15 protein-coding genes and 4 pseudogenes are annotated in these 25,766 nt (G+C 72.7%); 8 read left to right on the forward strand and 11 right to left on the reverse strand.

Features of this window, described 5'->3' with window-relative positions; all coding sequences use genetic code 11:
• Window positions 1-181: 181 nt before the first annotated feature.
• From hpt to dacB, 5 genes and pseudogenes are all read right to left on the reverse strand, one after another.
• Window positions 182-757, reverse strand: coding sequence for a hypoxanthine phosphoribosyltransferase (gene hpt / locus OHA72_RS04955; protein ID WP_327006663.1), 576 nt, complete (start codon window positions 755-757; stop codon window positions 182-184).
• A gap of 123 nt (window positions 758-880) precedes the next feature.
• Window positions 881-2,500 carry a gamma-glutamyltransferase family protein gene (locus OHA72_RS04960; protein WP_327006664.1) on the reverse strand — a complete coding sequence of 540 codons (1,620 nt, stop codon included), beginning with the start codon at window positions 2,498-2,500 and terminating at the stop codon, window positions 881-883.
• A gap of 9 nt (window positions 2,501-2,509) precedes the next feature.
• Window positions 2,510-3,476, reverse strand: a pseudogene (tilS, locus tag OHA72_RS04965) (tRNA lysidine(34) synthetase TilS).
• A gap of 641 nt (window positions 3,477-4,117) precedes the next feature.
• A pseudogene (locus OHA72_RS04970) lies at window positions 4,118-5,161 on the reverse strand (zinc-dependent metalloprotease); the annotation flags it as partial.
• A 74-nt stretch (window positions 5,162-5,235) separates the two neighbouring features.
• Window positions 5,236-6,603, reverse strand: a complete 1,368-nt coding sequence (gene dacB / locus OHA72_RS04975; RefSeq protein WP_327006665.1) for a D-alanyl-D-alanine carboxypeptidase/D-alanyl-D-alanine endopeptidase — start codon at window positions 6,601-6,603, stop codon at window positions 5,236-5,238.
• A gap of 108 nt (window positions 6,604-6,711) precedes the next feature.
• Here dacB and OHA72_RS04980 point away from each other — a divergent pair, with 108 nt between their 5' ends.
• Window positions 6,712-7,251 (forward strand): inorganic diphosphatase, encoded by a 540-nt coding sequence (locus OHA72_RS04980; protein ID WP_327006666.1) that lies wholly within the window; start codon window positions 6,712-6,714, stop codon window positions 7,249-7,251.
• 4 nt (window positions 7,252-7,255) lie between these two features.
• On the opposite strand, the gene eccCa is transcribed toward OHA72_RS04980, so the two are convergent.
• Window positions 7,256-11,215: a type VII secretion protein EccCa gene (eccCa, locus tag OHA72_RS04985; protein WP_327006667.1), complete on the reverse strand. Its 3,960-nt coding sequence runs from the start codon at window positions 11,213-11,215 to the stop codon at window positions 7,256-7,258.
• A 130-nt stretch (window positions 11,216-11,345) separates the two neighbouring features.
• On the opposite strand from eccCa, the pseudogene eccD reads away from it, so the two are divergent.
• Together eccD and OHA72_RS04995 are read left to right on the forward strand one after the other, a co-directional pair.
• Window positions 11,346-12,679 (forward strand): annotated as a pseudogene (gene eccD / locus OHA72_RS04990) (type VII secretion integral membrane protein EccD).
• A 780-nt stretch (window positions 12,680-13,459) separates the two neighbouring features.
• Window positions 13,460-14,776: a S8 family serine peptidase gene (locus tag OHA72_RS04995; protein WP_327006668.1), complete on the forward strand. Its 1,317-nt coding sequence runs from the start codon at window positions 13,460-13,462 to the stop codon at window positions 14,774-14,776.
• A gap of 6 nt (window positions 14,777-14,782) precedes the next feature.
• Here the strand turns inward: OHA72_RS04995 and OHA72_RS05000 are convergent, their stop codons facing one another.
• The 5 genes from OHA72_RS05000 to OHA72_RS64530 form a co-directional block, all read right to left on the reverse strand.
• The gene (locus OHA72_RS05000; protein WP_327011468.1) at window positions 14,783-15,922 is read right to left on the reverse strand and encodes a MarP family serine protease; all 1,140 of its coding nucleotides are present in this window, start codon (window positions 15,920-15,922) and stop codon (window positions 14,783-14,785) included.
• A gap of 49 nt (window positions 15,923-15,971) precedes the next feature.
• Window positions 15,972-16,625 (reverse strand): NUDIX hydrolase, encoded by a 654-nt coding sequence (locus OHA72_RS05005; protein ID WP_327006669.1) that lies wholly within the window; start codon window positions 16,623-16,625, stop codon window positions 15,972-15,974.
• A complete protein-coding gene (locus OHA72_RS05010) occupies window positions 16,622-17,230 on the reverse strand; it encodes a TlpA family protein disulfide reductase (protein ID WP_327006670.1) in 609 nt (202 codons plus the stop codon). The genes OHA72_RS05005 and OHA72_RS05010 overlap by 4 nt, the downstream gene beginning before the upstream one ends.
• A complete protein-coding gene (nth, locus tag OHA72_RS05015) occupies window positions 17,227-17,910 on the reverse strand; it encodes an endonuclease III (RefSeq protein ID WP_327011469.1) in 684 nt (227 codons plus the stop codon). Before nth ends, OHA72_RS05010 begins: the two co-directional genes overlap by 4 nt.
• 77 nt (window positions 17,911-17,987) lie before the next feature.
• Window positions 17,988-19,184 carry a CapA family protein gene (locus OHA72_RS64530; protein WP_442788697.1) on the reverse strand — a complete coding sequence of 399 codons (1,197 nt, stop codon included), beginning with the start codon at window positions 19,182-19,184 and terminating at the stop codon, window positions 17,988-17,990.
• 1,746 nt (window positions 19,185-20,930) lie between these two features.
• Here OHA72_RS64530 and OHA72_RS05025 point away from each other — a divergent pair.
• The 5 genes and pseudogenes from OHA72_RS05025 (at window position 20,931) to OHA72_RS05045 (ending at window position 25,764) form a co-directional block, all read left to right on the forward strand.
• Window positions 20,931-21,608, forward strand: a complete 678-nt coding sequence (locus OHA72_RS05025; RefSeq protein WP_033363643.1) for a Crp/Fnr family transcriptional regulator — start codon at window positions 20,931-20,933, stop codon at window positions 21,606-21,608.
• A 105-nt stretch (window positions 21,609-21,713) separates the two neighbouring features.
• The gene (locus tag OHA72_RS05030) at window positions 21,714-22,307 is read left to right on the forward strand and encodes a TetR/AcrR family transcriptional regulator (protein ID WP_327006672.1); all 594 of its coding nucleotides are present in this window, start codon (window positions 21,714-21,716) and stop codon (window positions 22,305-22,307) included.
• Between the two features lies 1 nt (window position 22,308).
• A complete protein-coding gene (locus OHA72_RS05035) occupies window positions 22,309-23,118 on the forward strand; it encodes a TIGR03084 family metal-binding protein (protein WP_327006673.1) in 810 nt (269 codons plus the stop codon).
• A pseudogene (locus tag OHA72_RS05040) lies at window positions 23,115-24,667 on the forward strand (acyclic terpene utilization AtuA family protein). The gene OHA72_RS05035 and the pseudogene OHA72_RS05040 overlap by 4 nt, the downstream one beginning before the upstream one ends.
• Window positions 24,664-25,764 carry an acyl-CoA dehydrogenase family protein gene (locus tag OHA72_RS05045; protein WP_327006674.1) on the forward strand — a complete coding sequence of 367 codons (1,101 nt, stop codon included), beginning with the start codon at window positions 24,664-24,666 and terminating at the stop codon, window positions 25,762-25,764. The pseudogene OHA72_RS05040 and the gene OHA72_RS05045 overlap by 4 nt, the downstream one beginning before the upstream one ends.
• The last annotated feature ends 2 nt before the right edge of the window (window positions 25,765-25,766 follow it).

Below are 25,766 nucleotides of genomic sequence, written 5' to 3' on the forward strand. Positions count from 1 at the left end.
CTCCATCCGTAAGACCGCTGACCGCGTCGGACCCACTGTGCCGACGCGATGTCGAAAGCGTCGAGGAGAATGGTCCGGTTGACGCTCGCGACCATTTGACGGTACACCGTGGCACCGACAGTCGCGGATCGGCGTGGGCCGCCGACGAGATGCTCCCAGCAGACTCTCAGGAAGAACGGGGTCAGCCGCGCCCGTAGACCGACGGCTTGAGCACCCCGACGAAGGGCAGGTCACGGTACCTCTCGGCATAGTCGAGCCCGTATCCGACGACGAATTCGCTGGGGATGTCGTAGCCGACGTAGCGCACCGGGACGTTCACTCTCAGCGCATCGGGCTTGCGCAGCAGCGCCACCACGTCGACCTGGGCCGCGGAGCGGCTCTGCAGGTACTTGAGCAGCCACGACAGCGTGAGGCCCGAGTCGACGATGTCCTCGACCACGATCACGTGGCGACCGGCGATGTCGCGGTCCAGGTCCTTGAGGATGCGAACGACCCCGGAGGACGTCGTGCCCTGACCGTACGAGGAGACGGCCATGAACTCGAGCTCGACCGGTGGACCGACCCGGCCCAGCGCACGGGCGAAGTCCGCCATGAACATGACGGCGCCCTTGAGCACACCGACGAGGAGGATCGACTCGGCGTCGGCGTAGTCGGCCGCCACCTGCTTGGCGAGCTCCGCCGTCTTGTCCCGGATCTGCTCCTCGCTGATGATCACGTGGTCGATGTCGGACGCGTGCCAGGTGGTGCCGTCGGCCATGGGCCTAGCCTGCCCCATCGGCCCTCCCGGATCGACGGCGGGTCACCCCCGAGAGACCCACATCGCAGGAACGAGGAGCCCGGACAGCAAACAGGAGCAGGGAACGGAACAGGAGCGGGGGACCTAGTAACCGAGCGCCGCGCCATCCGCCCGGGGCTCGGAGCCGGCGACATAGCCCGACGGCGTGCGCCAGATCGCCTGCCCGTAGCCGAAGGCGCCCTGCTCGTCGACGATGCTCACCTGGTGACCACGCCTGCGCAGGTCCTCGGCGGCGTCGGCGAGGCCCGGCTCGAGGCGCACGTCCAGCCCCGTGTGCCAGTACCAGCGCGGCCTGTCGAGCGCGGCCTGCGGGTCCAGCAGGTCGTCCACGGTGGAGCGGACCACCTGGACGTGACCTTGTGGCTGCATGTGCCCGCCCATGACGCCGAACGGCCCGACCGCGGCGCCGTCCCTGGTCAGGAAGCCGGGGATGATGGTGTGGAACGGCCGCCGCCCCGGCCCCACCTCGTTCGGGTGACCCTGGGCGAGCGCGAAGCCGGCGCCCCGGTTCTGCAGGCTGAAGCCGGTGCCGGGCACCACGACGTGCGAGCCGAAGCCCATGTAGTTCGACTGGATCAGGCTGACCATCCGCCCGTCGGCGTCGGCGGTGCAGAGGTAGACCGTCCCGCCACGCGACGGATCGCCGGGCGGATGCTCGGTCGCGAGCCGGCCGATGCACGCCCGGCGCTCCGCCAGATAGTCAAGATCCAGAAGATGCGGCGGGTGTACGACCAGCGAAGGGTCCCCCACATACGCGTGCGCGTCGGCGAATCCGAGCTTGACCGCCTCGATCTGCCGGTGCAGGTCACCCTCGCCGCCGGCCTCGAAGCCGTCCAGGATCCCGAGGGCCTGCAGCGCGGCGATGCCCTGGCCGTTGGGCGGCAGCTCCCAGACCTCGTGCCCGCGGTACGCCACCGACAGCGGCTCGACCCAGAGCGACGCGTGTCCGGTCAGGTCGGCCTCCCGCAGCAGCCCGCCGGTCCGCTCGGCGTGCGCCACCATCGCCTCGGCGAGTTCGCCCCGGTAGAACGACTCGCCGCCCGTCGCGGCGATCGAGCGCAGGGTGCGGGCCGCGTCCGGGTTGCGGAACCGCTCGCCGGGCCGCGGCGCACGGCCGCCGAACGTGAAGATGCGACTCCACTCCGTGAACTCGTCCCCGGTCAGGCCCGCATGGACCACCTCGACCGCGCGGTCCCAGTGGTGCGCGACCGTCGGCGACACCCCGTAGCCGTGCTCGGCGTAGGCGACGGCGTCTTCGAACAGGTCCGCGAACGGCAGCGAGCCGAAGCGTCCGTGCAGGTCACGCCAGCCGGCCGGGGCTCCGGGGACGGTCACGGGCAGCCAGCCGCGGGCCGGCATGACCTGTGCGGCGACCGCCTGCGCACCGCCGAGCGCGGACGCGGCCCGCGCCGACGGCTCGCGCTCGACGACCAGGTCACGGGTCAGCAGCGCCGGCGAGCGACCGGAGGCGTTCAGCCCGTGCAGCTGTGAGCCGTCCCACACCAGGGCGAACAGGTCGCTCCCGATGTCGTTCGACCCCGGTTGCAGCACGGTCAGTGCGGCGGCGGTCGCGATGGCGGCGTCGACGGCGTTGCCGCCGCGGCGCAGCACCGCCAGCCCGGCGGACGCGGCGAGCGGCTGCGTGGTCGCCACGACGCCGCGGGGCGCGTACACCGGCCGGCGCTGATGCAGGTCCCTCGACATCTGTGGATCTTATGCGATGCGGCGCAGCCTGCCGCCCTGGCGGGCGACCCGCAGGCCGCCGGGCAGTGCCGCCGGCCCCTGCCCGTGCCAGTCGGTGACCAGTGCGTCCATGGCGACGACGTGATGATGCGACAGCGCACCGCCGGACACCCCGAGCCGGCGGGCCCAGGAGTGCAGCACCCTCGTGCGCACCGGCGGCGGGAGCCGCTCCAGCTGGGCGACGTCGAGCTCCTCCACCCCGACGACCGCCTTGTCGAACGCGTCGGACGCGAGCTCGTCGAGCAGCGCGGTGTCTGCCGCGATGAGTCCCGCGGTCCGGGCGAGGTTGTCGATCACGGCCGGCCCGAGCGCGGCGACCAGCGGGCGTACGCGGGAGCGGGCATACGCGTGGTCGGTGTTGTGCGGGTCCTCCCACGGCGTCAGCCCCGCCACCTCGCACGCCGCCCGGGTGTCGGCACGCGTCACGTCCAGCAGCGGCCGGGCGAACAGCACCCCCTGCCGCTCCCGCCTGGCCGGCATCCCGGCCAGGCCGTGCGGCCCGGCGCCGCGGGTCAGGGCCAGCAGCACCGTCTCGGCCTGGTCGTCGCGGGTGTGACCGAGCAGGACCAGCACCGCCCGGTGCGCCTTCGCGGCGGCGGCGAGCGCCGTATACCGCGCGTTGCGGGCGGACGCCTCGGCCCGCCGTGGCCGCCGACCTTGACGGCCCGCACGTCCACAGGGTCGAATTCGTGGTCCCGCGCCCAGCCGGCGAGCCGCGCGGCCCGCTCCCCGAGCCCGCCTGCAGGCCGTGGTCGACCGTGACGAACCCGCAGTGCGTGCGCATGCGCTGCGTGACGAACCTGGCCGCCACGGCGAGCGCGAGCGAGTCCGCGCCGCCGGAGCAGGCGACCAGCACAGTGTCACCCGGCGACACATCGGCCAGGCCACGCCGGACCGCGGCACGCACCGCGGCCACGGCCGGCGCGAGCGCGGCCATCGCGATCAGCCGGTGGCGTCGGGCTTGGCCGACCGCTCCCCGGCGCCGTCGACCTCGTCGCCGCCGCCCTTGCCAACGCTGTCGTCGTCCTTGTTGTCGTCCGCCTTCGCCACCAGCGGCTCAACCTCGGCCGGCTCTGCCTCAGCCGGCTCCGTCTCGGGCGCCGTGGACGCCGCCGGCTCGACGGTCGTGGTCGCCGCCGTGACCGGAGCGGTCGCCTCGACCTCCTCGGCCGACAGCCCCGCCACCTCGGTCGGCTCCGCGATCCCAGCCTCGGCCGACGCGGTCTCCGCCGCCGCGACGGACGTGGACGCCACGGGCTCGGCCGCCGTCGACGGCACGGGCTCAGCCGTCGTCTCGGGCCCGGCCGTCGTCGACGGCGTGGACTTCACGCTTGTGGTCGCCGCGGTGATCGGCGCGGTCGCCGTGGCCTCCTCGGTCGACAGGCCCGCCACCTCGGTGGGCTCCGCGATCCCGGCCTCCGCCGGCGCGGTCTCCACCGGCTCCGGCAGCGTCGGCACGGGCTGCGGCGGCACCTCGACGACCGCCTTGGCGGGCGACGCCGCCGGCGACGGGACGGTCGTGGCGGTCGCGGCCTGCGGGATGGGCGGGACCGCGACGGGCCGGCTCAGCGCGCTCGCGCCGAGCACCCGCACGACCCACGCGTCGGGGTCGCTGAGCTCGTCGAGGCGCGGGATGGTCAGCGGCGACTGCCAGATCTTGTTGAAGCCGTCCATGCCGACGCGCTCCACGACCGCGTGGACGAACTTGCGGCCCTCGGCATACTGGCGCATCTTCACGTCGACGCCGAGCAGCTTGCGCAGCACCCGGTCGAGAGGGTTGGCGGCCGCCTCGCGGCGCCGGTTGAACTTGGCGCGGATCTCCTCGACCGACGGCAGCACCTCGGGGCCGACGCCGTCCATGACGAACTCGGCGTGCCCCTCCAGGACCGTCATCAGGGCGGTGAGCCGGTCCAGCACGGCCCGCTGCCCGGGCGTCTGCACCAGGTCGAGCACCGACACCTTGCTGTTGGGGTCGCGGACCACGTCGGCGAGGGCGCCGATGCCGCGGCGGAGCCGCTCGGCCAGCTGGTCCTGGTTGAGCTGGGACGCGTCCACGAACGCGCCGACCTCACCCAGGAAATAGCCCCGCATCCACGGGACCGCGGTGAACTGGACCCGGTGGGTGACCTCGTGCAGGCACACCCAGAGCCGGAAGTCGCGGGGGTCGGCGCCGAGCCGGCGCTCCGCCTCGACGATGTTGGGGGCGACCAGGAGCAGCTGGCCGGGGTCGGCGGAGAAGACCTCATACTGCCCGAGGACCTTGCCCGACAGATACGCCAGGACGGTGCCCGCCTGCACCCCGGTGAACCGCGACCCGATCGCGCTGGCGACCGGCCCCGGCTGCTTGCCGCCGGCGAGCCGCTCCGCGAGCGGCTGGATCACCTGCCGCAGGCCCTCGATGTTGGTCGCCGCCCAGTCGCGGCGGTCGACGATCCGCACCGGCGGTGCCAGAAGCTTCGTGCGCAGACCGGTGAAGGAGCTGACGTGCTCGGTCGCCTCGTCCGCCAGCCCCCGAAGGTCGGTGACTGCGGCGGCGGCCTCCTCGTAGGACACGGCAGGCCCGCTCTTGCCCAACGCCGCTGCGGTTGCCGCGGCCAGATCCCAATCGACGAACTGCGCCATGAACCCACCGTACCCGCGCCCGACCACCACCTGCTGCTGAGAACACCCGGAGTCGACCCTCAGCGACGAATCAACTACCGGCAGCCACAGGCGGCGAGCGCGGCCGCGACCCGGTCGAGCGCGACGACGGCCTTGTCACGATCGGTGGTCTGATCGGCCATGAACGCGAACGCGAGCGTCCGCCCGTCGGCGTCCACCACGATCCCGGTGAGCGAGTTGACGCCGGTGAGCGTGCCCGTCTTGGCCCGGACCAGCCCGGCAGCGCCGGAACCCTCCTGCGGCTTGATGAACCGCAGGGTCAGGGTTCCCGAGTACCCGGCGACCGGCAGGCCGCTGAAGATCCCGTGCAGGTCGGCCCGGTCGGAACGGGCGGCCATCGCCAGGAGCGTGGTGAGCAGTGCCGGGGACAGCCGGTCGTTGCGGGAGAACCCGCTGCCGTCGACCAGCCCGTAGCCGGTCACGGGCACGTTCAGCTCCTCCAGCACGGCCCGCATGGCGGCGGCCCCGCCCTCGAACGACGCAGGCTGCCCCTTGGCCAGGGCGACCTGCCGGGCGAGGATGTCGGCGAGCACGTTGTCGCTCTCCAGCAGCATGAACTCCACCAGCCGCACCATCGGCGCCGACTCGACCTTGCCGAGCTCCTGGGCACCAGCGGGCGCGGTCCCCGCGACGGCGGCGGACGCGGGCAGCCCGAGCATCTTGGCGAACGCCTGCGCGGCCTGCACGTCGGGCTGGGGGAAGCGAACGGCATACCTGCCGCCGTTCGGACGGCCGCCCTCGGTCATCAGCGGGGTGATCACCGCGCCGGAGCCCGCGGTGGTGGCGTCGGCGTCCCAGCCGGGACCGATCCCGGACCCCGTGAACACGGAGTTGTCGTAGATGACCTTCGTCGGTGCCGTGTCGCCGAGCGCCTTCTTCACCTGTGCGGCCAGGTCGTCGAGCCGGGCGGCACCCGGGTAGTACGGATTCGCGAACACGGCGAGGGTCGGGTCACCGCCGGCAACGATGACGACCTCGCCCGGCTGCGCGCCGGCGACGACGCGGGTCGGGATGCGATACGCCGGTCCGCGGGCGGCGAGGGCTGCCACGGCCGTGACGATCTTCGTGGTGGAGGCCGGCGTCATCGCCGCGTCCGGCTCGGAGGAGAACAGGACCTGCCCGGTCGCCACGTCCACGACGGAGGCGGTGATGTGCGGGCCGAGCGCGGGCGCGGCGAGCAGCGACGTCAGGGCGGCCTTGACCCCGTCCGGCGACGGCAGCGGCGCCTGGCCGTCCATCGCGGCCAGCACCGCGGGCGGCAGCTCCGGCGTGACACCGGCGGTCCATTTGGCCTGCTCATCCGACCCGTCGAGGCCCAGCAGCCGGATGGTCTGCGGTCCCGCGTACACCGAACCGAGCGCGGCGACGAGCGCCACGACCAGCGCGACGGCCGCGACGACCATGCCAACCTGTGGTCTTTCCCTCGCCAACCGACCCTCCCCGTTCTTCGCGGTGGTGCTGTCAGGGAGACTAATGGTCGGCGCAGCGGTGCGAGGGTGAGGAGTCATCAGATGGACTTCGACGTAACGGTCGAAATCCCGAAAGGTCAACGCAACAAGTACGAGGTTGACCATGCGACCGGCCGGATCCGGCTCGACCGGACGCTGTTCACCTCGACGCAGTACCCGGCCGACTACGGCTTCATCGAGGGCACGCTCGGCCAGGACGAGGACCCGCTCGACGCGCTCGTGCTGGTGCAGTCCCCGACGTTCCCGGGCTGCCTGATCCGCTCCAGGGCGATCGGCATGTTCCGCATGACGGACGAGAAGGGCGGCGACGACAAGGTGCTCTGCGTGCCTGCGGAGGACCCGCGCCTGGAGCACCTGCGCGACATCCACCACCTGGGCGAGTTCGACCGGCTGGAGATCCAGCACTTCTTCGAGGTCTACAAGGACCTGGAGCCGGGCAAGAGCGTCGAGGGCGCGACGTGGGTGGGCCGGGTCGAGGCCGAGGCCGAGATCGCCGCCTCCCGCAAGCGCTACCAGGACGCGATCGCGGACGGCACCTATCACGACCCGGGCGTCGCCCCGAACGCCCGACCGATCGAGTAACGCTTCAACCCGCCTCGACGTGCGCCACCTGGATCAGGCGCGCGCCGTCGCGGCGGGTGACCAGCCAGCCCCGCCCCGGCGGCAGCGGACCGGGGCGGACGTTGCCGAGCAGCGCTCCCTCCTCCCGATCCCCTGACAGCAGCAGGCCCGGTGAGGACAGCTCCCGCAGCCGCTGCAGCACCGGCTCGAACAGGGCCCGTGACGCGCCGCCGCTGCGCCTCGCCACGACCAGGTGCAGGCCGATGTCGCGGGCCTGCGCGAGGTAGGGCAGCAGCGGGTCGAGCGGGTTGCCCGGCCCGGTGACCACCAGGTCGTAGTCGTCGACCAGCACGAAGCACTCCGGCCCGGTCCACCAGCCGCGGGTGCGCAGCTGGTCCTGGGTGACGTCGGGGCCCGGCAGGCGCCGCTGCATGTACGCGGCGACCGAGGCGATGAGGTCCTCGGTCTGCTGGGCGCCGGTGCCGTACCCGATGAGGTGCTCGGTGCGCACGGCGCCGAGCAGGCTGCGCCGGTGGTCGACGAGCACGATCCGTGCCCGCTCCGGCGCGAACCGGTCGCTGATCGTCGTGGCCAGGCCGCGCAGCAGCGTCGACTTGCCCGACCCGGCGTCGCCGAAGACCAGCAGGTGCGGCTCCGCGCCGAAGTCGACCCGGGCCGGGCGCAGGTCGGTCTCGGCGATGCCGATCGGCAGGCAGAGCGGGTTGGCCGGGTCGGCGTCGCCGGCGACCGCCGCATGAGGCACGGAGACCGGCAGCAGCCGCACCCTCGGCGCCGCGGCGCCGCTCCACGCCGCCGCGACCTTCTTGACCAGGTCTGCCTGGTCACCACCGGCCAGTTGCGGCAGCGCGACCAGCAGGTGCAGCCCGTCGGCGGTGACGCCCCGCCCCGGCGTCTCCTTCGGCACGTTCGCGGCGGCCTTGCGCGAGGCGAGGGAGTCGCTCTCGTCGCCGAGCCGCAGCTCGATCCGGGAGCCGAGCAGGTCCCGCAGCGCCGGGCGGAAGTCCATCCAGCGGGACGCGGACGCGGCGACGTGGATGCCGTAGGACAGGCCGCGGGTGGCGATGTCGGTGATCGTGGCTTCGAGGTCGTCGTATTCGCCGCGGACCGTGGCCCAGCCGTCGACCACCAGGAACACGTCGCCCCACGCGTCGGCGGTCGCGGCGGTGGCGCGGCGCCGCCGATACGTGGCCATGCTGTCGATGCCCGCGTCGGCGAAGTGCCGCTCCCGGTCGTTGAGCAGCGCCGCGACCTCGCCGACAGTGCGGCGGACCGCGGCCGGGTCGAGCCGTCCGGCGACCCCGCCGACGTGTGGCAGGTCCCGCAGGCCGAGCAGCTGCCCACCGCCGAAGTCGAGGCAGTACACCTGGATCTCGGCGGGCGTGTGGGCCAGCGCGAGCCCGGCTATCAGGGTGCGCAACGCCAGCGACTTGCCGCTCTGCGTGCCGCCGACGACCGCGACGTGCCCGTTGGCGCCGTCGAGGTTGAGCCACAGCACGTCGCGGCGCTGCAGCAGCGGCTTGTCGACGAGCGCGACGGGCACCTGCAACGCCCCGCGCAGCCGTGGGTCGGCGACGCTCAGCCCGCGGCCCGCCTCGACCGCGACCGGGCCGAGCAGCTCGTCGATCGACGCCGGCGTGCTCAGCGGCGGCAGCCACACCTGGTGCGCCGGGACGCCCTGCCCGGCCAGCCGGTCGACGAGGATGTCAAGCAGGCTCCCGGCAGGCTCGTCCGGTGGGGGATCCGGCAGCGCTCGGGGCGGCGCGAAGCGGGTGTCGTACACCGCGACACGCCGACCGAGACCGGCCGCCGCGCCCGATCGCCCGGGCTGATGATGAGCCCCGGACACGTAGGCCGCCTTGAACCTGGTCAGCGGCTCGGTGCCGGATTTCAGGTAGCCGTGCCCGGGCGAGCGCGGCAGTTCATACGCGTCGGGAACGCCGAGCACCGTGCGCGACTCCAGCGACGAGAACGTCCGCAGCCCCACCCGGTACGACAGGTGCGTGTCCAATCCACGCAGCCGGCCCTCCTCGAGCCGCTGCGAGGCCAGCAGCAGGTGCACGCCCAGCGACCGGCCGACCCGCCCGATCTGCACGAACAGGTCGATGAAGTCCGGCTTCGCCTCCAGCAGCTCGCTGAACTCGTCGCACACCACCAGCAGGCTCGGCAGCGGCGCGAGCGGCGCACCGCCGGCGCGGGCCCGCTCGTAGTCGCGGACCGAGTCGTGATCACCGGCACGGCGCAGCAGCTCCTGCCGCCGCACGACCTCGCCGTTGATCGCGTCGGTCATGCGGTCGACCAGCGGCAGCTCCGCCTCCAGGTTGGTGATGAACGCCGCGACGTGCGGCAACCGGTCCAACCGCGCGAACGTCGCCCCGCCCTTGAAGTCGATGAGCACGAAGTTGAGCGTCTCGGACGAGTGCGTGGCGGCCAGGCCGAGCACCAGCGTGCGCAGCAGCTCCGACTTGCCGGATCCGGTCGCGCCGATCAGCAGCCCGTGCGGGCCCATCCCGTCCTGCGCCGACTCCTTCAGGTCGATCTCCACCGGCTGCCCCTGCGGGCCGACCCCGATCGGGACCCGCAGCCGGTCGCGATGCGGGCGGGGTGCCCAGGCCCTCGCCACGTCGAGCGACCACGGGTCGTCCAGCGCCAGCAGCGCCGCCAGGTCGGCGCCGGTGCCGTGTTTGGCGTTGTCGTCGTCGGCACCGGCGGCAACGGCCAACCGCAGCGGTGCCAGCCGGCGGGCGAGCGCCTCGGCCTCGGTGACGGCAAGCGCGTCAGGGACACCGATCGGGCCGGCGGGGTCGCCGTCGGCCGGCACGGACGTGGTCGTCAGCTTGTGGTTCGACGGGTCGAGCACGATCACGGCCGGGTCGGGCAGCCGCGGCGGCGCGCCATCCAGGTCGATCAGCGTCACTCCGTCGACGCCGCCGTCGGTGCCGAGGTGGCCGCTGCCGGTGAGGTCGCCGCCGTCGAGCACGACCACCAGGTGCGGCGCCCCCCGCTGGGCGGCGGCCCGGCCCGCCGCGAACCGGGCCCGGTTGGCGAGCAGGTCGTCGAGCAGGCCCTCCAGCTCGACCGCGGAGCCCGCGACGAGCCTGACCGGCCCGACCGCGTCCGTGCGGGTCGGGTGCATCGCGTGCGGCAGCCACTTCGTCCACTCCCACCGCTCGCGGCGGCGCGGTCCGGCGCAGACCGCGATCAGCAGGTCCTCGGGGGCGTGGAACACCGCCAGCTGCGCCAGCATCGCGCGTGCCAGGGCCGACGCCGCGTCCTCGTCGGGCGTCGCGGCGCTCGGGTCGGGTGTCGCGGCGCTCAGGTGGACGCGGGTGAAGCTGCGCAGCGAGATCGCCACAGGCAGGTCGGGCACGACCGAGCAGGCGTCGAGGAACCGGCGCAGCGCCCCCGCGGTCAGCGGCTCCAGCTCCTCCAGCGGCCCCGTCAACGGCGGGTGCAGCGGCGTGGCCAGGGTCTGCGGGCCGACCGCCACCCGCACGACCGCGAAGTCGCCGTCGGTCGGTCGGCGCTCCCACAACCGGAAGCTGTCCACCGTCGACCACAGCGAACCCGGATCGGGATGCCGGTAGTGCAGCCCGGTGCGCTGCTTGGCGGCCGTGTCGCGGACCTGCCGCCGCAGCGCAGCCAGGTGCCGCAGGTAGTCGCGGCGGGCGGCGATCATCTCCGCCTTCTTCGGCCCGCCGCCGGCACCGGTCGACGTCAGGAGCATGCCCAGCGTCGAGAACCCGAACACTGCCCCGATCACGTACGAATACGTCCCGCCGTCCCGCCCGGCGAACAGCAGCGCCGTGGCGAGGGTGCCGGTGAGCATCGGCACCACCTGGACCATCTGCTGCCAGCGCGACGGCGGCACCGGCGGGATCTGCGGCGGTGCCTGCACGACGAGATCACCGCTCGGGATCTCGGGCGCGGGCCGCCGCGGCGACCGCTTCACGACAACCGTGCTCACGCCAGGCACTCTAAATCCGGCACGCGCGGCGCGGGACCCCAGATGCATCCTGCGTGACAACTCCATCACACAACGTCCGATTCGCGATGGCGGGACGACACCCGTCCATCGACCGTGGTACCTCTAACCCATGCCCGCAGCCTCGCCCGGCCTGGCCCGCGTGACGATCAGCTCGCCCCAGCGGCGGGTCGACGTCGCGCTGCCCGACGCCGTGCCCCTGGCCGAGCTCCTGCCCGATCTGCTCCAGCACGCGGGCGTCGGGCTCGCCGACGACGGGGAGCGCCACGGCGGCTGGCTCCTGCGCCGCGGCGACGGCACCACGCTGTCCACCACGACCGGCCTTGCCGGCCAGGAGGTCCGCGACGGCGCCGTCCTGCACCTGGTCCCGGCCCGTTCGAGCTGGCCCGAGCTGGAGTTCGACGACGTGGTCGACGCGATCGCCGCCGGCGCCCGCCGCCAGGGCGTCGCCTGGAGCCCTCCGGCGACCCGCGCCGCCTCCTCACCGCCGCCGGCGCCGGCCTGGCCGCGGCCCTCACCGCCACCGTCCGCGGCGACCTGCCGCTGCTGGCCGCGGTCGCCGCCCTGATCCTGATCCTCACCGGCACGCTCGCCTCCCGTGCCTACGGCGACGCGCTCACCGGCGCGACCCTCGCCGCCTACGGCCTGCCGTTCGCGGCCGCCTTCGGCTGGCTCAGCGCCCCGCCGCTCGCCGACGCCGCCGGCCGGACCCTCCTGGCCTCGACCGCCCTGCTCGTCGCGTCCCTCCTCGCCGGCGCCGGCGTCGCACACCTGCTCCGGCTCTTCGTCGCCGGCGCCACCGCCGCCCTGCTCGGCGTCACCGGCGCCTTCCTCGCCGTGCAACTGCGCCCCGCCGCGGCCGCCGCCGTCCTCCTCGCCACCCTCGTCGCCGGCGTGGCCGGCACCCCGCTGCTCGCCATCCGCCTCGGCAAGCTGCCCATGCCCGTCGTCGCCCTCCCCGGCGACCTCACCGCGACCGGCGCCGGCCTCGGCACTCCCCCGGACCGCGCCCACGTCTTCGCCGCCGTCGCCCGCACCGACGAGATGCTCACCGGCCTGCTGCTGGGCTGCGCCCTCGCCACCACCGCGTCGGCCGCCGTCCTGACCCTCTCCCGCGACGTGTCCGGGTTGGCCCTGGTCGCGGTCTCGGGCGTGGCCCTGCTCCTGCGCGCCCGCATGTTCGTCACGGTCCGCCACCGCCTGCCATTGCTCGCCGTCGGCACCTGCGCACTGACGACCCTCGCCCTGTCCGCCCCGCCCACAGCCGTGCTGGCCTCGCTGATCGCGGCGGCCGCGGGGGCCACCGCCCTGACCGGCGCCAGAGCGGCGTTGCGCCCGCTGTCGCCGTACGCCGGCCGCACCGCCGACATCCTCGACGTCCTCTGCCTGGTCTCGGTCGTCCCGCTCGCCTGCGCCGTTCTGGGCCTGTACGGCCTGCTCACCTGACGCCCTGCTTCGGCACCGCCTGCCAGCGCCGTGATCGAAGGACGGTTCCGGTCGTCCGCCCGACCAGAAGACGTCCTCTGCCTGGTCTCGGTCGTCCCGCTCGCCTGCGCCGTCCTGGGCCTGTACGGCCTGCTCACCTGACGCCCCACTTCGGCACCGGCTACCGGCGCCGTGATCGAAGGACGGTTCCGGCCGCCCGCCCGACCAGAACGCGCCGTGGATCAAGAGCGGTGGCATTTGTGCACGCGGAGCAATGCACCGCCCGACCGCCGCGGCACGGTATCGCCGATCATGCGGGAAGACACTGCGGAGCCGCATCCCGATTCACGCCGACCTGCACTTACCGCCGTGGACTCTCGGCACGAGCACCGCCGCCGGGTGGTCGCCGGGTGGTCGCTGGGTTGTCGCACCCGACGCGGCCGTGATCGAAGTCGCGCGCCGGTCGTGCGGACGACCAAGGAACGGCGCCGATCTACGCTGCCCCACGGATTCCCGCCACGAGCACCGCGGCCGGAACCGCGCCGGTTGTCGCATCCGACGTGCCCGTGATCGAAGTCGCGTACCGGTCGCCCGGACGACCACGGGACGACTTCGAACAACCGCCCATGATCGATGCGGCCATGGGACGGCTTCGTGTCAACGCTCCGAGACGGAGTGGTCACTCGATCGACGGGAGTTGGTCGGCGGTCACGGTGCTGGGCGGAGGGCACTTTAGCTGCTGGTTAAGAATCGCGTGGGGGTGGGGCGGGAGGCTGACAGACCCCACCAACACGGTCCAGAATGGGTGCCATCGCACCTGTCTCCCTCTCCCGTGCCGCCGCCCGTGGCCTCGTTACGGCGGCCTTCGCGCTGCTGGCGTGCGTGGTCGTGGCGCAGCCGGCCGCCGCCGATCAGACCAGGTCGGCGCAGTGGCAGCTCAACGCGCTCGACGCCAAGGACGCCTGGAAGGTGTCGACAGGCAATGGGGTGATCGTCGCGGTGCTCGACAGCGGGGTGGACGCCGGGCATCCCGATCTCGCGGGGCAGGTGCTGCCGGGCGTGGACCTCGTCGACGGCGGTGACGGTCGGGTCGATCCGGTCGGGCACGGCACGACGGTCGCGGGGTTGATCGCGGGACGGGCCGACGACAACACCGGCGTCGCCGGGATCGCGCCGGGGGCGAAGATCCTGCCGGTGCGGGTGCTGGACAAGCTGAACAAGTACGACGACCCCGCCGTGATCGCCAAAGGGATGCGGTGGGCGGTCGATCACGGGGCGACGGTGCTGAACCTGTCGCTGGGTGGGGCGTTGCGCAGCGACGCGATCGCGGAGGCGCTGCGGTATGCGGCGGCCCGCGACGTCGTCGTCGTGGCGTGCACCGGCAACGTGGCGACGGACCCGTCGATCCATGAGGTGTGGTATCCGGCCCGGGAGCCGGGGGTCGTCGCGGTCGCCGGGTTGACCGGGGGTGCGCCGCCGAGTGCCATGCCGACGACCAGCCCGTCCGCGGTGGGCGGGCAGGGCGGCGGGGACGACGGGTTGTGGGCCGGGTCGTTGACGGGGCCGGAGACGGTGCTGACCGCACCGGCCGACAATCTCACCGGCGCGCGGCCGGGCGGCGGATACTGGCAGGTGCAGGGCACCAGCTTCGCCGCACCGCTGGTCGCCGCGACGGCGTCACTGATCCGGTCGAAGTACCCGACGATGAGCGCCGCGAACGTGATCAACCGGTTGATCGGCACGGCGAAGGATCTGGGGCCGGAGGGGCGGGACGACGAGTTCGGATACGGCGAGGTCGACCCCCTGTCAGCGCTGCGCGAACCGGTGGAGGAGGTCGCCGCGAACCCGTTGACGGTCGCCGCGCCGAAGGCGGAGTCCGGGAAGCCGGCGCAGGCCACCGCCGAGACGCCGGCCTCGGCGACCCCCAGCGATCAGGGTGTCGCCGCCCCGCTGCCGGCCGCCGAGGACGCAGGCCTGGCCGGTGCCCGGCAGTCGCCGGCCGCCGAGCCGGTCGGCTACAGCGTCACCATCGGTCTCGTGGCGACGCTGCTGATCCTGGTCGTCGGCGCCGCCGGAATCCTGGCCCACCACCGGACCAGGCGCCCCGATCGCTTCTAGAACACGTCAGGCGCACTTCCCCGTGCCGGTGGGTTCGTTGTGCGTCTTGCCCGCCTCGGCGACGACTGACGCCTCGTCGGCGGTGATGGCGAAGCCGGTGTTCTGATCGTCCGCGGCGGCGGCGAAGATGACACCGAGCACGGTGCCGTCGGTGGCCACGAGCGGTCCGCCGGAGTTGCCACTGCGCACCAGCGCCCGGATCGTGTAGATCTCGCGGGTGACCTTGCCGTCCTCGTAGATGTCGGGGCCGGTGATGTTGCGGTGCTCGCGGATGCGGGCGGACTGCGCGTTGTACGGCCCGTCCAGCGGATACCCGATCACGATGGCGTCGGCGTTGGTCTCGGCCTTCTTCGTCGCGAACGGCATGACCGGCGCGTTGAGCCCCTTGACGTAGAGGACGGCGAGGTCGCGGTCGGGGTCGTACGCCACGACGACGGCCTTCTTCTGCGAGCCGTTGACCTCGACGGTGGTCGACTTGGTGCCGGCGACCACATGCGCGTTGGTCATGACGCGGTCGGTGGCGTACACGAAACCGGAGCCCTCGATGCGCCGCGAGCAGCTCTGCGCGATGCCGCGGACCTTGACGACGGAACGCTCGGACTTCTTCACCAGCTCCGAGCCGGCGAGCTTCGGGTCGGGCGCCTCGACCTCGCGCACGCGGGTCGGCGACAGTCCGTCGAACACATCGGGGAAGCCGCGCGTGTCGACGGTGTCACGCAGCGCGGCGGAGAGCTGGTCGGCCTGCCGCGGCATGAGCTTGTCGACGCCGTTGAGGATGAAGGAGTTGCTCACCGAACTGGCCAGCCACGGCAGCGACGACTGGCTCAGCGGCGCGGCGACCAGCCAGACCACGACCAGCACGGCGACGACGGAGACGACCGAGCCGCCGGCGTTGTCCACGCCCTGCGCGGTGCGGTTGACGATCGCGCTGCGCAGCCGGTTGCCGACGAAGCTGGCGAGGGCCTGGCCGGCGACCGCGAGGCCGAAGACCGCCGCCAACGAGATGACGACCCGGATCGGGTCGTCATCGAACTGGTCCGCTATGAGCGGCCCGATCTGCAGGCCTAGGAGCGCACCGCCGAAGAACCCGGCGAATGACAGCAGACCAACGAGGAACCCCTGGCGATAGCCGTTGACGGCGAACATCACCACGAGGAGCACTAGGACGATATCGATCACGCTGCCAGACACGCATTCAGCGTACGGGGGCGGCACCAGGTGTCGGCAGTTCCTCAACCCGGTCTGTCGGCCACTCGACCGCCCATCCGCCGAGTTCCAGCAGCGTAGAGACCACGCCGGCGGTGAAGCCCCACACCAACATGTCGTGTATCCGAAACGCCGGACCGATCCAACCGCTCGGATGACGCACCCGCAGACGGTTTGCGGGGTCGACCAGATCCCGGATCGGCAGGCGCTCGACCCGGGCCACCTCGGCCGGGTCGGCGGGCCCGACGGGGTGCGGCGAACGCCACCACGCGACCACCGGCGTGACCAGGAAGTTACTCACCGGGATCCACAGGGTCGGCAGGGTCGCGACGACCTCGACGGTGGCCGGGTCGAGCCCGACCTCCTCCTCGGCCTCGCGCAGCGCGCACGCGACCGTGTCGATGTCGGTCGGGTCGACCGCCCCGCCGGGAAACGCCGGCTGGCCCGCGTGGTTGCGCATCGTGGCGGCGCGCTGGAGCACCAGGATGTCGGGGCCGCTGTCCGGCTGCTCGCCGAACAGGACCAGCACCGCGCTCTGCCGCTGCCCCTCGCCGTCCGGGGTCGGCAGGCGCGTGAAGTCGCCCGCCTCGGAGTCGCCGAGCCGGGTCAGCAGCGGCTCGAACCAGTCCGGAAGGTCGCTCACGCAGGCACCTCGATTCCTAGATGGCCGGCCGTGAGCGCTCGGATCTTCTCCTCGTCGAGGGCTTCGCCCTGGTACGTGTAGACGATGCGCCCTCCGGGTGCGATGAACAGTGTGGCCGGCAGTGCGTTGGCGACGGGTTTGCCCACGACCTGGCTCAACGCGATCCCGAACTGCTGGTCGCGGTCCTCCAGCATCGGAAACGTCAACTGCTTGTCGTCGATCACCGACTGCGCGGCGGCAGGAGAGTCCTTGACGACGACGCCGATCACCCTGACCTTGCCGCCGGCCGCGGTCACGAACCGCTGGAACGCGGGCAGTTCGGTGCGGCACGGCTCGCAGTAGGACCCCCACAGGTTCAGGATCGTCGGGACGCTGCCGAGCAGCGCGGCGTCGACATACCGGCCGCCGTCGAAGCACTTCACCGCCATCGCGGGCAGCGGCTTGCCGCCGGCGACCGGGGCCGCCGACGGTCCTGGCGAGACGGCCTGCAGGCACGGCGGGCCGGTCGGTGCCGCGTCGGCATCGTCGGTCTTCGGCGGGTCTGCGGTACAGCCTGAGACTGCGAGCAGCGCTGCGGCCAGCGCTCCGGCGAGGACGCGTCTCATGAGGCCAGTGCCAGCTCGGTCAGCTCCGCGACCCGCGGGCCCTTCAGCAGCCCGATCGCGGTCTCGAGGTCGGTCGGGCCTATCCCGTACGACGGGCAGTCACGCCGCAACGTGCACGCACCGCACGCCGGTTTGCGGGCATGGCAGACCCGGCGCCCGTGGAAGATCACGCGATGGGACAGCATGGTCCAGTCGCGCCGCTCGATCAGCGCCCCGACCGCGAACTCGATCTTCACCGGGTCGGTCTCGGTGGTCCAGTGCCAGCGCTGGGTGAGCCGCTGGAAGTGCGTGTCGACGGTGATGCCCGGCACGCCGAACGCGTTGCCGAGGATCACATTGGCGGTCTTGCGCCCGATCCCGGGCAGCCCGATGAGCTCGTCGAGCGTGCCCGGCACCTCGCCGTCATGCCGCTCGATCAGCGCCTGGCCCAGCTTTATCAGCGAGTCGGTCTTGTTCCGGAAGAACCCCAGCGGCTGGAGCAGGTCCTGCAGCTCCATCCGGTCCGCGGCCGCGTAGGCGGCGGCGTCCGGGTAGCGCGCGAACAGCTTCGGGGTCACCTGGTTGACCCGCACGTCGGTGGTCTGCGCGGACAGGATCGTGGCGACGGCGAGCTCCAACGGGGTGCCGAAATCCAGCTCGCAGTGCGCGTCCGGATGGATCGTCGCGAGTGCCCGCCCCATCCGGCGGGCACGCCGCTTCAACCCCAGCGCAGTCTCTGTCACGCTCCGACTTTACGTCGCCGCCCCGCGGGGACGGATCAGCCGCCCGCCGGTGCGGTGATGGTCCCGTCGGCTGCGATCTTCGCCCCGGTGGTCGGGAAGTCCTGTTTCGTCAGGTTGGACACGAACGGGATCGCCTGTTTCTTCGGGTCGGGCTTCGGCAGGCCCGGCGCCACCATGTACGTCGCGGTCAGCGAGCCGCTCTTGAAGCTGCCGTCCCCGCCGAGCGTCACCTTGAGCACGCCGCCGATGCCGACCGTGCCGTTGTAGCTGAGCGCCTTGTACCCGGCGAAGTTGCCGAGGCTGTAGGCGACCAGCCGGCCCTTGTAGAACTCCATCGCCCGCATCACGTGCGGCCCGTGCCCGACGACCAGATCCGCGCCGGCGTCGATCACCTTGTGCGCGAACGCGATCGTGTCGCACCGGTTCTCCCCGAGGAAGAACTCCGTGCCCGGCTTGGTGTGCGTCTTGTCGGAGCCCTCGGCGCCCTGGTGCACCTGCACCACGACCAGGTCGGCCTTGGTCGCGGCCTCCTTGATGATGGTCTCCGCCGCGTCGAGGTCGCTGCACAGGTTGGACCACTTGTACGAGGCGAACCCCACGACCGCGATCTTCACGCCCTTGGCCTCGCCGACCGAGATCATCCCGGGCCAGCCGGTGTACTTGATCCCGGCCCCGTCGAGGGCCTTCTGCGAGTTCTTGTAGCCGACCTCGCCGAAGTCGTACGCGTGATTGTTCGCCATGGTCATCATGTGGAACCCGGCGTCCTTGAGGTTGCTCACGTACCCCGGTGGCGTCCGGAACGCGAAGCACGTCTTGCCGGCCGACTCCGCGGAGCACTTGCCGACGCCGGTGTCGTCGGTCAGCACCTGCTCCAGGTTGCCCATCTGGAAGTCGGCGGTGAGGAAGTCCTTGACCGGGTCGAAGAACCCCTTGCCGTTGTTCGGCGGCAGCCCGCCCGGCGCCATGCCCATCACGATGTCCCCGGTCGCGGTCATCGTGACGCCGTCGGCCGGTCCCGGCGCCGCGGGCGCGGACGTGGCGCCCGGCGTGGCCGCATCGCTGCCCTGCTGCGCCACCGGTGGCTGGCTCGTGCCCGGCCCCGGGTCGTCGCCGCCGAGGAACGTCGCCGCCCCCGCCGTGCCGGCCCCGATCACCAGCGCCGCGATCGCGCCCAGGATGATCGCCGTGCGGCGCCCACCGCCGCTCTTCGGCGGCGGCGTCTGTCCGGGCAGCGGCAGCTTGCGCCGCCCCGCCCGCTCCTCGGGCTGATACGCCTGCGCCGCGAACAGGTCCTCCGGTCCCCGGGTCGCCCCCGGGTCCGGTGCCCGCGTGGCTCCGTAGACGGGCCCGGTGGCCTGCGCGCCGTAGACGGGCCCGGTGGCCTGCCCGGCGCCGAACGCCGCACCGGCCGGTCCGTCGCCGTAGCTGGGCCCTTCGCCGTACGCCGGTCCCTCGCCATAAGCGGGACCGCTGGGGGGCCCACCGGCCGCGAACATCGAGCCGCCGGCCGGCGAACCGTCGCGGAACGTCCCGGTCGCGGGCGGCGCGCCGTCCCGGAAGGTCCCCGTGGGCTGGCCATCGCGGAACGTCCCCGTGGCCTGAGCGTCGCGGAACGTGCCTGTCGCCGGCGGCTGAGCGTCCCGGAACGTCCCCGTGGGCTGACCGTCGCGGAACGTGCCCGTCGCGGGCGGCGCGCCGTCCCGGAACGTCCCCGTGGGCTGACCGTCGCGGAAGGTCCCCGCCGCGGGGGGTTGGGCGTCGCGGAAGGTCCCCGTCGCCGGGGATTGGGCGTCGCGGAACGTCCCCGTCGCCTGGGGGCCGGTGTCGCGGATCGGGCCGGTCGGCTCAGGGCCCGCACCGGGCACAGCCGCGGCACCATACGTGCCGCCGGTGGGCCTCGCGCTGCCGCGGACCTGGCCGGTGCCCTGCGCCCCGGCGTCGAACAGCGAGCCCGTCGGCGAGGCGCTCCCGCGGGCCTGGTGACCGGGATCGAACGAGGCCGCGCCCCGGGCCGGTGGCCCGCCCTCGTGCCCGCCGCGCGCGGCGTGGCCGGGTCGAACAGCGAGCCGGTCGGCGAGGCGCTGCCCCGCGCCGGCTGGGCGCCGCGGGTGTCCTCGGGCGCCCACCCGCTGCGGCCGGGCTGCTGACCGCCGTGGACATCGCCGGAAGGCTGCCCCGCGCGGAAGTCGCCACCACGCAGCTCGGCACCGCGAGGATCACCGGGCCGGGCGTCGGCGCCCCAGGCGGCCGGTGGCCCGGGCTCAGGACGCCGCTCGTCGGCGCTCCAAGCGGCGGGCGGACCCGGCTCAGGACGCCGGTCGTCGGCGCCCCAGGCGGCCGGTGGCCCCGGCTCGGGACGCCGGTCGTCGCCGCTCCAGGCGGCCGTGGCGGGATCGGCACCCCGGCCGTCGCCACCCCAGGCCGCGGCGCCGGGCTCGGCACCCCACGCCGCCGTGCCGGGCTCCTGGCCGCGGCCGTCACCCCACGCCGGTGCCCACGCCGCATCGCCAGGTGGCTGCTCACCCCGGCGGCCGGGACCGCGAGGATCAGCGCCAGGACCGCGAGGATCGGCGCCAGGACCGCGGGGGTCAGGGCCGCCGGAACCGCGAGGATCGGCGCCTCCCGGGCCGTAACCCGGCCCCGGAGCAGGCGGTTGATCGTGTGGAGGCTGATCGCGATCGTCCGGCCAACGGGACGGGTCGCTCGGCGGTCCGCCGTACACCGTCATGCGCTTCCCACCCCACCGGTCTTTCAGCTGTGGGGTCGAGTCGCCCCGCGGCGAACATATCGCACCCACGCGACCTCGTGATGGTCTGGTTCCAATGCGTTACGAGTACCGTTGACCGGCGCCGCGCCGCAGGTCGGCATGTATCGTGAGCATCCTGCCCGACGCCCGGGACACGACCCCGTGTGCATAAACTGACGTTCGCGTGATTGCTCATGGCGAGTGAGACGCCGACGGATTCGAGGTGGACGCGATGGACGAGGTACTGGCGCGCAGCGGCATATTCCAGGGTGTCGAGCCCGAGGCTGCCGAATCCCTCGCCAAGGAGATGGAGACGATCGACGTCCGCAAGGGCGAGATCGTGTTCAGCGAGGGCGAGCCGGGCGACAGTCTGTACATCGTGCTGTCCGGCAAGATCAAGGTTGGTCGGCGGGCCGCCGACGGCCGGCAGAACCTGATCGCCGTGATGGGCCCGAGCGACATGGTCGGTGAGCTGTCCCTGTTCGACCCGGGTCCGCGCACTGCGACCGCCACGGCGGTGCTGGACACGCGGCTGGCCCGGCTGCGCAAGCAGGCGCTGCGGCCGTGGCTGACCAACCGGCCGGAGATCGCGGAGCAGCTGCTGCGGGTTCTGGCGAGGAGGCTGCGCCGCACCAACGACGCGCTCGCCGACCTGATCTTCACCGACGTGCCCGGCCGGGTGGCCAAGACGCTGCTGCAGATGGCGGGCCGCTTCGGCACCCGTGACGGTGGCGTCCTGCGGGTCAACCACGACCTGACCCAGGAGGAGATGGCGCAGCTCGTCGGCGCCTCCCGCGAGACGGTCAACAAGGCCCTCGCCGACTTCGCCTCCCGGGGCTGGCTGCGGTTGGACGGCAAGAGCGTGATCATCATGGACCCGGAGCGACTGGCCCGCCGCGCCCGCGTCTGAGCTGCAACAGACACCCCAAAAAGGCACGCCCGCCGCGTGCCTTTTTGTCTGCCACAAAAAAAGTCAGGCTTGACTGTTTGTTTTTGGAGCAGCACTCTCTAAGGGGTGAGGGCTCCGCAGCAGGAACGCAGCCGCGCCACCCAGCAGCGCCTGCTGGAGGCGACCGTCGACTGCCTGGTCCTGCACGGCTGGTCGGGCGCGACGACCACGGTCATCGCCGAGCGCGCCGGCGTCTCCCGCGGCGCCCAGTTGCACCACTACCCCACCCGCGCCGCCCTGGTGCTCGCCGCCGTCACGCACCTGGCCGAGCGGCGCGCCGAGGAGATCCGCAAGGAGGCCGCCGAGCTCACCGGCGACCGCGATGAGCGGCTCGACAAGGTCCTCGACATGCTCGCGACCGCGTTCACCGGGCCGCTGTTCGTCGCCGCCCTGGAGGTGTGGGTCGCCGCCCGCACCGACCCCGAGCTGCGCGACGCCCTCGTCCCGCTCGAGGCGAGGGTCGGCCGGGAGATGCACCGCCTGACGGTCGAGGTGCTCGACGCCGACGAGCGCCGGCCGGGCGTCCGCGAGGCGGTCCAGGCCACCCTGGACCTGCTGCGCGGGCTCGGCGTGGCCAACCTGCTCACCGACGACAGCCACCGCCGCGGCCTGCTGCTCGCGGCGTGGAAGCTGCAGCTCACGACGATCCTGGGGACCTGAGATGGTGACGTTGTCCGAGGTGCTCGCCGACCTCAACGAAGAGTCCGAGTCGCTGGACCGGCTCGTGTCGGCCCTCGACGAGAAAGACTGGAGCCGGCCCACCCCGGCCGCCGGATGGACCGTCGCGCACCAGATCGCCCACCTGCACTGGACTGACGGGGTGGCGACGCTGGCCGCGACCGACCCGGCGGCGTTCATCCAGCAGATGAGCGCGATCGAGGATCCGTACACGATGGTGGACCGCGCGGCCGCGGACACCATCGCCCCGCCGCGGGAGCTGCTGCGCCGCTGGCGCGACGGCCGGGCCGCCCTGGCCAAGGCGCTGAGCGACAGACCGAAGGACGAGAAGCTGCCGTGGTTCGGCACCGCCATGTCGCCGCTGTCCAGCGCGACGGGCCGGATGATGGAGACGTGGGCGCACGGCCAGGACGTGGCCGAGACGTTCCCGGAGCGGGCGGCCGCGCAGGAGCACCGCCGGCCCACGGACCGCCTGCGGCACGTGGCCAACCTCGGCTTCCGCACGATCGGGCACAGCTTCCTCAGCCACGGAAAGAACCCTCCGGCGGCGCCGTTCCGGGTGGAGCTGTCCACGGTGGACGGTGCGGTGTGGACGTTCGGCCCCGAGGACGCGCCGAACCGGGTCGTCGGCCCGGTCGAAGACTTCTGCCTGCTCGTCACCCAGCGCCGCCACCCGGCCGACCTCGGGCTGCAGGCCACCGGCGACGACGCCCGCGAGTGGATGACGCTGGCCCAGGCGTTCGCCGGCCCGCCCGGTGAAAAGCGGGAGCCGACGAAGGCGAAAGCGCAGTGATCCGCATCGGCAACGCCTCGGGGTTCTACGGCGACCGCGCGACCGCCTGGCAGGAGATGCTCGACGGCGGTCCGCTCGACGTGCTGACCGGCGACTACCTCGCCGAGCTGACCATGCTGATCCTGGCCAAGGACCGGATGAAGGACCCGGACACGGGTTACGCCAAGACGTTCCTGCGCCAGCTCGAACACACCCTGGGCACGGCGCTCGACCACAACACGAAGATCGTCACCAACGCGGGCGGCCTCAACCCGGCGGGCCTCAGGCGGGCGATCGAGGCGCTCGCGGCGAGGCTGGGGATCGATGTGCAGGTAGGCCACGTCGCGGCAAGCGACCCGAACGCGTACATCGGCGCACTCGGCATCGCGGAGTGCCTCAAGGCCGGCGCGGACGTCGTCGTCACCGGGCGGGTCACCGACGCCTCGCTGGTCGTCGGCCCCGGCATCGCCCACTTCGGCTGGAAAGCGGAGGACCTCGACGCGCTCGCCGGCGCCACCGTGGCCGGGCACATCCTGGAGTGCGGCGCGCAGGCGACCGGTGGCAACTACGCGTTCTTCACCGAGCTGGCCGATCTGGAGCACCCCGGTTTCCCGATCGCCGAGCTGCACGAGGACGGCACGTCCGTCATCACCAAGCATCCCGGCACGGGCGGCGCCGTCACCGTCGACACGGTCACGGCGCAGCTGCTGTACGAGATCGGCGCCCCCGAATACCTCGGTCCCGACGTCACCGCGCACTTCGACACGATCCGGCTCACCCGGCAGGACGAGGACCGGGTCGAGGTGCGGGGCGTCAAGGGCAGCCCGCCACCGGACACGCTGAAGGTCGGCACCCCGGCGTTCGCCGGCTTCCGCAACAGCATGACGTTCGTCCTGTGTGGACTCCAGATCGAGGAGAAGGCGGCACTCGTCGAGCGGCAGCTGCGCGGCAGGCTGCGCCACGAGATGGAGTTCATCCTCGCCCGGACCGACCACCCGGACGCCGACGACGAGCAGCGGGCCAGCGCACTGCTCGCGGTGCACATCAAGAGCACCGATCAGCAGGCCGCCGGTCGCGCGTTCTCGCAGGCCGCGGTCGAGCTGGCCCTCGCCTCCTATCCCGGCCTCACACTGACGAGCCCTCCCGGCGACGCCACGCCGTTCGGGATCTTCCGGGCCGAGTTCGTCCCGCGCGGCGCCGTCCACCAGGTCGCCGTCCTCCCCGACGGCACGGAGGTGGAGGTCCGATGAGAGTGCCACTGGGGACCCTGTTCGGAGCGCGGTCGGGCGACAAGGGCGGCGACGCGAACATCGGCGTGTGGGCCCGCAGCGACGAGGCGTACGCCTGGCTGAGAGACACGCTCACCGAGGACCTCCTGAAGGACCTGCTGCCGGAGGTCAAGACCGTGGAGCGGTACGAGCTGCCCAACCTGCGCGCGCTCAACTTCGTGGTGCGCGGCATCCTCGGCGACGGCGTCGCGGCCAGCACCCGCTTCGACCCGCAGGGCAAGGCGCTCGGCGAGTGGCTGCGCTCCAGGGTCGTCGACATCCCCGACGAGTTGCTGCCATGACCGACCTGTTCGCGAAGCCCGAACTGCGGGACCTGGTGCGAAATTTCACCCGCAGGGAGATCGTGCCGCACCTCGACGAATGGGAGCGGGCAGGCGAGGTCCCGAGAAGCCTGCACCGCAAGGCGGCCGAGGTCGGACTGCTCGGCATCGGCTTCCCGGAGGAGGTCGGCGGCGAGGGCGGCGACCTGCTCGACTCGATCGTGGTCACCGAGGAGATCATCCAGTCGGGTGGTTCGTCCGGGCTGATCGCGGCGCTGTTCACGCACGGCATCGCGCTACCGCACATCGTCGGCAGCGGCGACCGGGACCTGATCGACCGGTTCGTGCGGCCGACCCTGCGCGGCGAGCTGATCGGCTGCCTGGCGATCACCGAGCCCGACGGCGGATCCGACGTCGCGGGCATCCGCACCACCGCGAAGGCCGACGGTGACCAGTACACCGTGAACGGAACCAAACTCTTCATCACCAGCGGCGCACGGGCCGATTTCGCCACGACCGCCGTGCGCACAGAGGACGGGGTCCGGCTCCTGGTGGTGGATCAGGGCTTCACCGTCACCCGCACCCTGGAGAAGATGGGCTGGCACTGCTCCGACACCGCCGAGCTGTCCTTTGTGGACGTGCGGGTGCCGCGCGGCCACGACGTGGGCGGCTTCGCGGAGCTGATGCGGCACTTCGCCGCCGAGCGGATCTCCCTCGCGGTGCAGTGCTACGCCACCGCGCAGCGCTGCCTGGACCTGACCCTGGCATGGGTGCGAGACCGGCACACGTTCGGCCGCCCCCTGGCGAGCCGGCAGGTCGTCAAGCACCGGCTCGCCGAGATGGCCCGGCAGGTCGACGTCGCCCGCACGTACGTGCGACACACCGCGCTGCGTGTCGCAAGCGGCGAGCGACTCGTTACGGAGGTGGCGATGGCGAAGAACACGGCGGTCGCGGCCTGCGACCACGTCGTCGACCAGGCCGTGCAGTTGCACGGTGGCCTCGGGTATCTGCGCGACGCCGAGGTCGAGCGCCATTACCGGGACGCTCGGATCATGGGCATCGGCGGCGGGACCACGGAGATCATGAACGAGATCATCGCGAAGCAGTTGGGGGTCTGAGG

The organism is Dactylosporangium sp. NBC_01737, assembly GCF_035963215.1.
Taxonomy (GTDB): Bacteria; Actinomycetota; Actinomycetes; order Mycobacteriales; family Micromonosporaceae; genus Dactylosporangium.